The organism is Arenibacter latericius DSM 15913, assembly GCF_000424985.1.
Classification (GTDB): Bacteria; Bacteroidota; Bacteroidia; order Flavobacteriales; family Flavobacteriaceae; genus Arenibacter; species Arenibacter latericius.
Window position 1 is genome coordinate 1 of sequence record NZ_AUKX01000073.1, and the last position, 11,699, is coordinate 11,699.

General features: G+C 39.2%; 4 protein-coding genes. 1 reads left to right on the forward strand and 3 read right to left on the reverse strand.

Translation table 11 applies throughout. From position 1 onward, the window contains the following. Nucleotides 1-7,413, reverse strand: a 7,413-nt coding sequence (locus H344_RS0116100; protein WP_026811231.1) for a malectin domain-containing carbohydrate-binding protein, incomplete at its 3' end; no start/stop codon positions are given. A 322-nt stretch (nucleotides 7,414-7,735) separates the two neighbouring features. After that, nucleotides 7,736-9,358 carry a phosphoethanolamine transferase gene (locus H344_RS0116105; protein WP_026811232.1) on the reverse strand — a complete coding sequence of 541 codons (1,623 nt, stop codon included), beginning with the start codon at nucleotides 9,356-9,358 and terminating at the stop codon, nucleotides 7,736-7,738. A 655-nt stretch (nucleotides 9,359-10,013) separates the two neighbouring features. Here H344_RS0116105 and H344_RS0116110 point away from each other — a divergent pair. Further along, nucleotides 10,014-10,757 (forward strand): tyrosine-protein phosphatase, encoded by a 744-nt coding sequence (locus H344_RS0116110; protein WP_026811233.1) that lies wholly within the window; start codon nucleotides 10,014-10,016, stop codon nucleotides 10,755-10,757. Between the two features lie 150 nt (nucleotides 10,758-10,907). Here H344_RS0116110 and H344_RS0116115 read toward each other — a convergent pair. After that, a partial coding sequence (locus H344_RS0116115; protein ID WP_026811234.1) for a putative Ig domain-containing protein occupies nucleotides 10,908-11,699 on the reverse strand: 792 nt, incomplete at its 5' end.

Consider the following 11,699-nt stretch of genomic DNA (forward strand, 5'->3'; position numbering starts at 1 on the left):
TGCACTAGCAACTGCCGTTGGAGCTGTATTTCCCCCACCTTGGTCTACTATGGAAAAAGAAATGCTTAACGTACCCAAGTTGGTCCCGCTTCCACCAGAACCGCTATAGGCAGTTGCACTAATAGTATAATTCCCTACAGGAAATGCTTGACCAAAATAATCCCCCGCATTGTCTCCGAATAAAGCATAGGGAGCTACACCTTCTGTCCGAGTAACGTTTACCGGGCCTGAAATAGATAGGAAGACACTCCCTACTGTTGCCGGGTTGGTATTGGCCCTAACATTTAGTCCCTTCCCTTGGGTTGTGGTAACATCTACCTGTTGCCCATTGGATAATACGAACATGTCTACATCGGTATCAGCATTCACTAACATTAAATTTAATATACCATTCTGATTAGGATCTAAAACTGATATTTGAGCGTTAGCAGTATCTTCAATGCCTTCGGCATCAGTAACTGTTAATGTAGCAGTATAATTCCCAGGAGTATTGTATACATACACAGGGTTAGCTTGGGTTGAAGTACCTCCATCTCCAAAAACCCAATCAAACGAAAGGCCTGTTTCATCATCCGTAGAATTACTACCCGTGAAGTTCACTGTTAAAGGTGCATCTCCTGAAGTTACATCTGCTGATGCAACAGCCACTGGTGGCTGATTACCAGCCCCCCCTATGTTCCAAACAAATTGAATACTAGTGGATTGCGAGGGAGAACAGTCATCCGTTACCGTCACCTCTACATTATATGGACTATTATCCGCTGCTCCAACACCCCTTCCGCCTTGTGAGGATTCGTTAGCGGCTAATAATTGTGCTGTACCGTAATTCTGATCTACTTTATGTAAGGTAACCCGATCAATAAGGTGACCTTCAGACCTACTAGCTATCTCCATCGTATATTCTCCAGGATTATCAAATTGAACAAATACGTATTGCAACTCATTATCACTGGTCTGTGTATCCCAATTCCAAGAAATAACATTGGTATATACCTTAAACCAGCCCGCTGAAGTAGCACCATTAACTACTGGTGTTTTACCAGAGCCTCCAGGGTATTTTCTAGGTAATGCTCCCGTAGCAACCCCTGAACTGAAAAAATCATCTGCGTCATTAAAACGCACCCATGTATCGTTATGCTCTGTATTAGGACTAGCCGCTGCAATAATTCCGATCTTATTATGCCATTGTAATCTGTATATTCCTGGCGTTGTGATCTCAATTTTTGTGGTAATCGTTCCATTTCCTGGGGTATTGAAACTATCTATATGATTAAATAAATAACCAGTGCCAGTAAAACCTGTCTCAGAAGTTTCTTCAGTCCAATTATTGCTAAAACTAAGATTCTCCATTTCCATTACAACCAATCCATTGCTTTCCTGATAAGCACCATTACCAATGCCACCAGATGAAACCGTTCCAGTAATTAGACCTGTATTGGTATCTATAGAAAGCCCTGCGGGTAATCCGGTTGCACTATAAACTAAATTAGAACACGCCCCAATAGCTTCTATTTGCAGTGAAACAGTATCTCCCTCTAAATTATTTTGGGTAGAAATATCTGTCACCTCAGGATTTGTTATAGAATTGGACAAGTTTACCACTAAAGACTCATTGTTACCGTAATAAATCGTCAAAACAGCAGCTTTATTACCACTAGATCCAGATAGTGATATTCCTATGGGATGGACGCTGTTCGGGTTCAGTAATTGATTTGTCAATTGACCAGTTTCTATAGTGAAATCAGCCGCATCGAGTCCGGTTATCTCCATGGAGGTCACTATTACCCCTACATTCCCGTTTTGTACATTGAGATTTATAGATTCTGTTGTCCCATTGGCAATCAGCAGGTCGGTCAATGCAGAGACATCACTTGCCACGCTCGGACTGCCAACAGGGGTGTCCTCCCCAAAATACTCCATATTCTTCTGACTGCCATTCCCTTGCAAAGGCGATCCAGATAATATGAACACGCCATTTCCTGAAACTATAGCCTGGGTCCCGTGTCTAGGAGAGTTCAACCCGGGAAGCGCACTCCAAGACTGGCTAATAGGATTGTATTCCTCAACCGTGGTCAAAGAGGGTCCGGCCGTCTCAGTCTCGCCCCCGATTACCATCAAACGATTATTAAAATTAACCGCTGAGGCTCCCGCTCTAGGGGTGGGTATGTTCTGACCAGCAGAAAGCGTACTCCATGTTTGATTTGTAAAATCGTATACATCCACCTCCGAAATGGTAGGGGCAAATGTGCCTCCAGGACCACCAGTCAATCGCCCTGAGGAAACATATAGTTTATCCTCAATCGTTACAGCGGCAAAGTGGTCTCTAGCCCTAGGTGCATCGGTCAAAGCTGTCCACGTCCCTGTTCCCGGATCAAACTCATCAAAATACGGCACATAGCCACCATTATGGCCCTGGGTATTACCGGCTACTACATAAAACTTATTGTTGTACATTACTAGACCTGCAGAACCCCTTCTTCTGTTGGCGGGAATCTGCGGACCTTGAATCCATTCCTCCTTTGCAGGGTCAAATGCCCATATATATTCTGCCGGGGCTTCTGTAGGGAAGCTATTGTCTTTAAAGGAACCGATTACCCAAATCAGTCCTTGGTACTCGGTAGCTTGGAAATGGTTGAACTCCAACGGTGCTGAGTCTACCAAGGAAGTCCAAGTATTGGAGGTATAATCGTATACATCTATTGTTTTAGAATTTTCCCTTCCCCCCATGAGGTAGAATTTATTTCCTGCCTGGACAAAAGAATTCTCATGTCTTCCCGTATAGTTCTCGTTTTCGTCTTTGTTTGTCCACGTAAGACTACTTCCATTCGATACGGTCCAAGTAAACACCATATTGGTCGGACTAGATCCTGGTTTGGTAGCTGTTACCATTACAGAGTGAATGCCATCTCCGTTAGGGCCTCCGTTGACTGCAGAGGATGAAATGGTACCAAAAATTAATCCATTAGTAGGTTCAATTTCTAAACCTGAAGGCTGACCGGATATACTAAAATTAAAATTGGCATTGGGATCTCCTCCAGAAGCAGAAGTGCTCAAGCTAATTGGATCATCGACTACGTTGTTCTGATCTGCAATTTGATCAATATTAATTGGAGGAAATTGCGAATTATTAGTTAGAATTTCTATCGCAGAAATTTTAGGTTGGTCTACACCTCCATCAGCAGCCAAGGCAGAAAAGTAAAGATTAAGTGTACCATCTGTCAAGGTTACGGGGAAAGTCTTTTTTACCACAGTTTCTGGACCTACATCGGCATAAATATCATAATTATCCAGAACTAAGTTATCTTCTATTTTCACATCAAACACTCTGGTTCCGATACCGCCTGTGCCCCCACCGGTAGCGCCTCTATAAATCTCTGCAAAATGAAGTATTACGGTGTAGTCATCATTTGGCAACGGGATGTTATAAGCAAAGGTTAGTGTTGGAGAACTACGCTCTGTTTTATACATCAATGGTACCTGAGCAGATGAGTTTGTATAGGATTGTCCTCCCACAAAATACTGATCTGCCTTAAATATATTACCTTCCGAAGTGATCTCTGAACCTCCTGCATTTATTCTAATAGCTGTACTGCCAATTATGGTCCATTCAAAGGATATACTAACCGCATCATTAGTAAAGCCATCACTATCGTCAACCGTTATGGTAACCGTATAAGGGCTATTTACCTCCGCTCCAAATTCAACCGTTCCCCCAATCTGCCCATTGGTTGGTTCAATGACCAATCCTGGTGGCAGTCCTTGGGCCGAATATTGTTTATTGCCATCGCCACCAAAGGCAGAGACAGCTATAGATCCCATCATCTGTTCTCCCGTACTAGATTCTTGGTTTGCCATTGGCGCTACATAAATAGGGGTATCGGTATCAGAAGCATCCAGAATCTCAATCCCATTTATAATAGGGTTTTCAATAATTCCATGAAGAAAGGAGATGTCAATAGCACCATCGTTGACTGGAATAACATGGCTTATAATGGTACCAACTTGGTGGCCATAGGTACCGGATAGATCAATACCATCTAATGCTGGATAAGTAATTCCTTCCAAATGAACATCAAAAACACGTTGTTCGGCTGCTGAGGTTCCCGGCCAGCCATTGCCCATATAAAGCCTTATTTCATAATTTCCGGATTGGGCCACTGGAAAAGAATAGGTCATATTTGGTGCTCCTGGAGTAGCATCTGCTCTTTCAGTATTAAAAATTGCATTCGGTGTTGATGAAGGAACTTCTGGACCTCCATTTACGGTATAAGAATACGAATTATTGGTTCCCACAATTGTAAGATATTGGGAGTTGTTCGCAGGGGTATCCTGTGCCCAAGCAATTCCCCCATCAATGGCCGCTATTTCCGGACCGCCTGTATTTACTCTATAGAGTACAATTGGCGCATCCGTAACCGTGACCGTAAAGGTTTGTTCCACAAAATTAGATTCCGTATCCGTAGCGCGAATAGTAATATCGGCTATTGTTGGCGTACTAGGGTAGGATAAAGTCAATTCATTACCATTAATAACCGTACCTATATTGGAATTGGTATTATTAGAAACGGTATAGGTAAGGTTTGCAGTTCCATTATCATCATCAAAAAAATTATCTAGGGTTAAAATTTCATCGTCTGAATTAATCATCCGATCCAAACTTGGAATAGCTATGGCCACATAGGGATTAGCATCCAAAACGTTGAGAAAATCCCAGGTCCCTTGAACCTCAACTCCTGGAGCGTTGGAAGTTCCTATTAAGCCAACGGCCAGATCAATTGAAGGATCCTGCAAAGCCGCTAACAATTTACCTGAGGCTGTAATTGTACCCAGGGTGGTGCGTGAAGAAACGCCAACTAAAGTATACTGACAGACCACTTCCCCGTTAGAGGGATCTATTGTAAAATAGAATACTACCCCGTTTGGACGGTCTTGTAATGGAACCGTATAATTTATAGGGGGCTGTGGCACATCGTTAATTTCTTGTTGGGCTGTAATGCCATCTTTGGTAATCACCAATTTAATATAGTCGCTTTGAAATCCATCCCCAATAAAAATCCCCAGTTCAGCGTTGGGTGCTCCTGTATGGCCATATAATTGCAAGGGTCCGTTAAAGTTTCCCAGATTACCAACCACAGTGAACGATGGAGTATTCTGATCTACCTGCACCCCATATTGGAACCCTTTTTCCTGATTATTGCTTGTCCCAAACGCGGTACCCGATGTCATATTTACGGTCATTGCCCCAACGGCACCACCCAAAATATCGTTGGGGTTAGGATCGTTGGGGTCGTCTTTTCTGTCAACCCAGTCTAACCAGTTAGCATTGGGATCGCCATTATTCATCAGGCCGGTCATCCCAAGACCCAAATATCCACCTAAGTTGGTATCGGAGAACAGTTCGTTGATTATAGGAATTTGGAAAGCGTCACTGCCAGCGCTAAGGGGATCGCCCAATTGAAAAGGATCTTCGGCATCAGGGATACCATCACTATCATCATCTGGATCATTAAGATCTGAAATATATGGGGGACCCGCAGCTTTATCAAAATCGCTGGGTTGCGAGCCACCGTTACAAATATCGGTACCGTTATCCACTTCATCCTGATTGGTATACCCATCATCGTCATTGTCCGCTTGGGGATCGTAGCCTGGGTCCCCAGGTTGTATACATTCTAAAAGATCTGCAGGCTCTAATACCGTTATCTGAGATAGTATATTTCCATTACCACCATTACCTTTATAAATTCCTACCCAGATAGTCCCAGGAAAAGGGTCGTTATCGCCATTACAGGTTACCCCTAAAGCATTGCCCCCCAAATTAGAAGCAAAGATCGGATCTAGGGCTAATTTACTCCCATCTGGATTTAGTTGTAATCTGCGCAATTGCTGGAAATTTGTACCAGCCAGCAAATCTCCCTTCATAGCACCTCCAAAGTTAGAGGCGGTGTACTCAGCAATACCATTGGTATTAGTTGACCATATGGTAACCACGTCATCATCTGGACCGTCCGGATTATTTATTCCTGGACCTCTCCAATCTCCTTCTGCAATATTGGCGTTTGCCACAGGAACTGGAGGCCAATTTGCCGGAAGTGCAATATTGGGATCGTCCGTTGTACCAGGGTTAGACATATCGGGATCATAGGTAAGCGTTCTAAAAACGGCGCCACTGTTACTTGTAGGGTTGGGAGTGGTATATAGTCCAGCACCTTCAGGGTTTGCTCTGATAGGAGTGGGATGGCCACCATAATAACTACCAAATACATAATTTTGTATATCGGTTGTGATTAAATGTAAATGATCTTCATTATTAACCTGCTCCCCTCCCGATGAGGAACTGCTTCCAGGTTCTCCTGGAACATAGTTATTGGTTACATTACCGATCATCCCCTCGTTCTCGGGAAATCCTCCCCATCCTCCATTGGCACCATTTTCCGTCACATATACGGCCCCACTTTCTGTAACCACTAGATCATAGGAATTCCTATAACCAGGCGAAAATATTTGAACTGGCCCACCAGGAACTATCATGGCCTGGTTAAGACCGTCATTTCCACCAAAGGGATCATTGATATCAACACCATCATAACTAGGGTGGTCTGGATCTGTAATCCCATTTACATTAGGGCGTGTAGGATCATCTAGAGTTGGTATATCATAGATGTAGTTACGTCCATTATCATTAAGAATTGGCATTACTTCCAAGGCGGAAAGCTCTATGGATAAAATAGCAGCAGAAAGTGCATATTCTGTTAAGTAGTTGAAACTGAGAGAAGGGCTACCCGCATTAGTATGTCCACCTTGTGCCACTAATAAATAATCCTTACCATTGACTGTTACAAATTCCATCCCGTTGGTAGAGTGGTTCTCCTCTGAGCGTGGCAGACCGCGGACAATATCCACAACATCCCAAGAACTCCCATTCCATGTAAATCTGGTGATTACTCCAGAATTGGTATCTAGACCGGTATCCCCATCACCTCCAAATGTACCTCCTCCTATCCTAAAATCGCTTGAGGAGACATAAATTACTGGGTTAGAAGAAGTCCCGGCAACCTCAATTCCTGTGGTTTGCCTTAGCGTCGAAGAATCAAGGGTACCGTCATCATTGTGGTTTTGAATTCCGTTTATCCCCGTTATAATTTCAGTATCCAATACTTTGTAATCGCTTGGTCCATTCCGCTCAATGGTTACTGCTTTTATAGTTCCAGAATATTCAGCAAAATATAGCCTGCCATCAGGTCCGAAGGTTAAGGAAGTGGTAACTTTAGCATTACCATTCCCATTAAAATCTAGATTGCTTTGAGAAAAATTAATCTGAGCATTTATTGTAGGAATACAAATCAATCCAAAATACATAAATGTCGAAAGTAAGAGAAATTTAAATTTAAAAGCAGAGTAAAGTTTCCCCATGTGTTCTATAGGATTTAGTTATAAATAAAATATAGTAGGGGGTCTTTAATTCGGAATATTATTGAAATTAATAAGAATTAAAAGTCGGTGGAAATAAAGGAGCGTAAATCAGATAAATTGCTACAAATAATCGACTAACTACTAACCGCCTATAGACTAATCAATTGACATTTTAATTTGCATTTAACTACAATAACATTATTACAAGCAATAACCGAACTTATAGAAAAATACTAAAATTGAAATTGGTAAGAATTATATCTAAAGTACGGGTAAAATAACGGACAATTCATGTGGATTCTCTTGGATTAGGATAAGAATTTTACTCCCTATCATAATCTTTACCATCAACTAAAATTCTTTCACGAGTGTAGTCAAAATTATTGTTGAAAACGCTTTTTGATTCTTCAAGTAAAGGACTTTTTAATTTATTAATATCCAAGATGGAGTGGAATAAATAATCAGTCACATAAGGCATATCTTTATTTTCTACTATGGAAGTTGCCTTCCTTTTATATTGTTTTAAATACTCAGGTGATAGCCATACAACAAATGGGATTTCAACTAAAACCTTAGGCATTTCATTTGAATAATCATGCCCTATTCTATCCATCTCGTCATAAACATTTTCCCCATGATCGGCCACATAAATTGCAGAAGAAATATCATCTTTTGCTGTTAAAGAATAGCGCTCTAAAATGGTCAGAAGACTATCCACAACAAAGTCATTGTAAAGAATAGAATTACGATATTCGGCAATTAATCTTTCTCTTTTAGAACCATCATTTTTAAATTCACTAAATTCAGGAGGATATCTTTTAGAATAGGTATTATGGCTACCCATTAAATGCAGTACTATAAACTTGTGTTTACTACTGTCTTCTAAAGCCAATTTAAAAGGTTCGAATAAATTTTCATCGTAGGCACGACTTAAAATAGCTTCTTGTGACGAATTGCTATTTGTATTTACAAACTTTGGATTATCAGACTTCCTTGCCATACCACTTATAACATTATCCCAAATTCCGATAGGTGACTGATTAGAAATCCAATAAGTTTCGAATCCTGCAGAATAAAAAACGTCCAATACATCTACCCTTTCCGCAATATCAAGTTCTTTATCCAAGCTTGATTGCGATAACATAGCGGGAATGCTTTCAAATGTGTAATTATATGCAGAAACAACATCTGTATATTTTATAATATCATCTCTGTTACTGAGTCTGGGATTAGTATTTACATTGGCTCCATAAAGGGACATGTGATTTCTACTGCAAGTTTCACCGATAATCAAAACAAAGGTTTGTTGTTGATTTGGATCTTCATGAAATACCACATCTACTTTCTTTAGTACATTTTCTTTACCCGCTTTTTTATAATCACTTAGTTCGTTGATTAGCGTATAAGAAATCTTTGCAGATTGTGGAAGAAATCGGTACTTGGGTATTGAATTTCTTAGGCTGAATATTATAAGACCAAAAACCATAACAACGGCCCCAATATGAACCAACTTGTATTTAGCCGTTTTACCCTTAGAAGATTTTCTTAATGCCATTATAAATACCGCCGTGTATAGTATTAACATTACAAAACCCCATGTAGATTTCATATCTAAAAACGATAGTGCTTCTTCATAGTTGGTATTAGAAACTATCAGTAGGCTTGTAATCGTTAATGGCCCTTCCATTGTAATCCAATGCCCAATCTCTATAAAACCAATCACAAAATATACACATAAGGCAATTCTGTAAATAAATTCCTTTCGAAAAAGGACGTAAGGAATTGTAAAAACCAGCATCCATATTAGATTAACAACTAATGAAAAACTATCGGATAGGTCATAGTCAATAAAAAAACCAATTATAATGGGGGCCAAAACCAAGAGTACCAAATATGGCGGATAAAGAAGTTCTATGGTCTTTACAATTTCACGTCGATTAAACATACGCACTATAATTTATTTTATGGTAACAAAACGAATGCTACACACTTGATCACCAAAAGAGAATTTTAAGAACAAAGCATGATCTTAAACCCTGCTGCTACATTTATACAGAATACGATATCACATTCTTATTATAATTTGTAAAAAAAGTAGTTTCAATTTTCGTTAGCCATTTGGTTTAAATAAAAAACTTTAGGCTATCTCTCAGGGGATAGATAGCGAGAATAATTAAGAATAAAAGTGGGGGAGGTTATGTCTTCAAATAAAATGCTAAAAACACAATAGTTTGGTAAATACGTATATAATCATTTAGAAAAAACACACCAAACTTACTATCAGACAGTTAAGATAAAATAAATATTTAACTATATCACTCTATTGAATACATTTATTAAATAAATATCCAACTTAATTAAATGCGAGAAGGTTATGTTAAACTATAAAGTAGCAATACTGACATACATTTAAGTAATAACTAAATGACTATTGATATAACTACACCAACTAAATCTAAACTATAAATTGTCTTTACTAAATGGTCTAGGGTTAGGTCTAATTAATTAAATACATAAACTCGGGAAATATATAATATCAAATTAGGTTCCGTCCTGAATTTCTCAAAAGAAGTACTATTTTTGGCCAAAACTAATTATTGATGTTTAATTTTTTTAGTAAGAAGAAATTTTTAGTTGATTACCTTGGCAATTTTGTGGACATCCATAACCACATTCTTCCAGGAATAGATGATGGCGCTAAAACCGTTGAGGATTCGTTGGCTATAATAGAAGGGTTTTCTTCAATTGGGATCAAAAAAATTATAGCGACTCCACATATAATGCACAATTACTATCCAAACGATAGTGAAAGTATTCATAATGCACAGAAGGAAGTATTAGATGGTTTGTTGCAAAAAGGAATGACAGACATATCCTTGGATGTAGCAGCAGAACATATGATAGATGCTAATTTTGAAATTTTATTAGAACAGCATAAGGAGATGCCTCTTCATAAAAGGTATCTACTAATAGAAATGTCCTATTTACAACCCCCAATCAATTTTGACCAAGCTGTTGAAAAAATTGCTTCCCACCGGTATTTCCCTATACTAGCGCATCCGGAAAGGTATAATTTCTTGCATATTAATTCCTCTAAATTTCAGAAATATAAGAATAGTGGTATTTCATTACAGCTAAACTTGCTTTCTCTAAGTGATTTTTATGGTAAGGAAGTTCAAAAAAAAGCACATAAATTGTTACGCGAAGGACTAATAGATTATGCTGGCTCGGATATTCACAACTTACGACACTTTAAAAGTTTAAAGGAAATTCAAATTAGTAATAGTAACCTTAAATTATTACTTCCTGTAATCGAGAAAACAATTGAAGACTTCAGTTTTTAAAAGTAATAGGAAACTATAGCATAAATCACACAAGAACTATATTACCAATAATTTCAGCATTGAGTTAGTATAATCTTAGATAACGTTATAAAACAAAAAATGGGAGTAGTCTACAAATAGACTACTCCCATTTTTATTTTCCTTAGATTATTAATTTTTAACTAATAGTCTTACAGGCAAGGAAGTACCATCTTCCAAAACTAGAGTTATATAGTAAACTCCATCTCGCAAGCCTGTTATTGAAACCTTATAATGTGTTCCTTCCAATTTCAACGGTTTCCTCACTACATTAATATATCTTCCAATTGCATCATGAACGTATATTTCATTGACAATTTCATTTCTTGGAGCGTTAAAATATACAAATGCATTATTCTTAGCCGGGTTAGGTGCTATCATAACCTCAGTTTTCTGTTCTATTTTAACATTCCAGATAAAGGTCACCACCACAGATTCCGAAGGAGTACCATCATCGGATACCGTTACCTCTACAGTATAAGGACTGTTGGTTGCTGCACCATTGGCAATGGCACCACTAATAACTCCTGTATCAGCATCTATAGTTAAGCCATCGGGAAGACCAGTTACAGAATAAATCAAAGCATCACCATCTGGGTCAGTAGCAACTATCTGTATGTTGACCTCATCACCCTCTGTACTGATTTGTTCACCAATGGTATTCACCACAGGGGCCTGATTCACTACCACTGCCGTTACGTTCCATGTAAAGGTCACCACCGTGGACTCTGTAGGAGTACCGTTATCGGTAACCGTTACCTCTACGGTATAAGGACTGTTGGTTGATGCGCCATTAGCAACCGTACCACTAATAAGTCCGTCTGAATCCATAGTTAATCCATCTGGAAGACCAGTAGCAGAATAGCTCAGTACATCACCATCTGGGTCAGTAGCAGTTATCTGTAAAGAAACCACATCTCCCTC

Bases quoted from the DNA above. Each gene is read 5' to 3' on its own strand.
- H344_RS0116105 (WP_026811232.1), bottom strand. From the start codon at position 9,358: ATGTTTAATCGACGTGAAATTGTAAAGACCATAGAACTTCTTTATCCG.
- H344_RS0116110 (WP_026811233.1), top strand. From the start codon at position 10,014: ATGTTTAATTTTTTTAGTAAGAAGAAATTTTTAGTTGATTACCTTGGC.